Here is a 1,471-nt window from a genome sequence, read left to right as displayed (position 1 = left end):
CCCCCCCCATTACCGTCTTCGTAGCCCCGCAACGGGGTTACCGGCCTTCGGAGTTGGCATGACTACCTCCCCTTGTCGAGTGCATGGCCCGGGGGGTGGTGTCACCAGCTCCGAAGGCACTGACAGACCGCTGATTAGGGGCATGACCACCGGCCTTTCCGCAGGCCGGGAGGCTCTTCGTAATGTGGATGTGGCGATCAGTGCCGTGGCAGGCCGGGTGAACAGCACCGAAGGAACCACGACGTGATCGATACCAGCGACATCGACGTCTACCTCGGCCTGGACGTCGGCAAGGGCGAACACCACGCCACCGCACTCACCCCGGCCGGGAAGAAGACTTTCGACAAGCGGCTGCCCAACAGCGAACCCAAACTCCGCGAGGTCTTCGCCAGGCTGCAGGCCAAACACGGCACCGTCCTCGTCATCGTCGACCAGGTCGCCTCCATCGGCGCCCTGCCGCTGACCGTCGCCCGCGAGCTGGGCTGCCACGTCGCCTACCTGCCCGGACTGACCATGCGGCGGATCGCCGACCTCTACCCCGGCGAGGCCAAGACCGACGCGAAAGACGCGTTCATCATCGCCGACGCGGCCCGGGCGATGCCGCACACGCTGCGCTCGGTCGACCTCGACGACGAGACGATCGCCGAGCTGTCGATGATCGTCGGGTTCGACGACGACCTCGCCGCGGAAGTGACCCGTCTGTCGAACCGGCTGCGGGGCCTGTTCACCCAGATCCACCCGCACCTGGAACGGGTCCTGGGCCCGCGCATGCAGCACCCGGCCGTGCTCAGGTTGCTGGATCAGTTCGGCTCGCCGGCACAGATCCGCAAGGCCGGACGCCGACGACTCATCGCACTGATCCGCCCCAAGGCGCCCCGCATGGCCGAGCGGCTGATCGACGACGTCTTCACCGCACTGGACGAGCAGACCGTCGTTGTTCCGGGCACGGATGCGGCCGCACTGATCGTCCCCAGCCTCGCCTCCTCGCTCCAGGCAGTGCTCGACCAGCGCAAACTGCTGGCTCACCGGATCGAGGAACTGCTGGAGGCCCACCCTCTTTCCAAGGTCCTGATGTCCATGCCCGGCATCGGCATCAGGACCGGCGCCCGCATCCTCATCGACGTCGGCGACGGCACCTCGTTTCCGTCCGCCGCCCACCTCGCCGCCTATGCCGGCCTCGCCCCGGCAACCCGAAGTTCCGGGTCCTCCATCCGCGGCGAACAACCTTCGCGGAGAGGAAACAAGCAGCTCAAGCGAGCCTTCTTCCTCTCGGCGTTCGCCGCGCTGGCCGACCCGGCCTCCCGCACCTACTACGACAAGAAGATCGCCCAGGGAAAGCACCACACCCAGGCCATCCTCTGCCTCGCCCGCCGCCGAGCCGACGTCCTCTTCGCGATGCTCCGCGACGGCACCTTCTACCAACCACCAACCCCGATCACCCCTTGACCGAAGTCATAGGGGCACCCCCCCG

1 protein-coding gene is annotated in these 1,471 nt (G+C 67.4%); it reads left to right on the top strand.

The genetic code is table 11. The annotated features are described in order from the left end of the window. Positions 1-243 precede the first annotated feature (243 nt). Positions 244-1,446 (top strand): IS110 family transposase, encoded by a 1,203-nt coding sequence (locus tag ACFWP5_RS52440; RefSeq protein ID WP_384174548.1) that lies wholly within the window; start codon positions 244-246, stop codon positions 1,444-1,446. The last annotated feature ends 25 nt before the right edge of the window (positions 1,447-1,471 follow it).

The organism is Streptomyces sp. NPDC058469 (assembly GCF_042721125.1).
Taxonomy (GTDB): Bacteria; Actinomycetota; Actinomycetes; order Streptomycetales; family Streptomycetaceae; genus Streptomyces.
The sequence above is the reverse complement of the archived record's forward strand: the minus strand, read 5'-3'. Positions and strand labels throughout refer to the sequence as shown.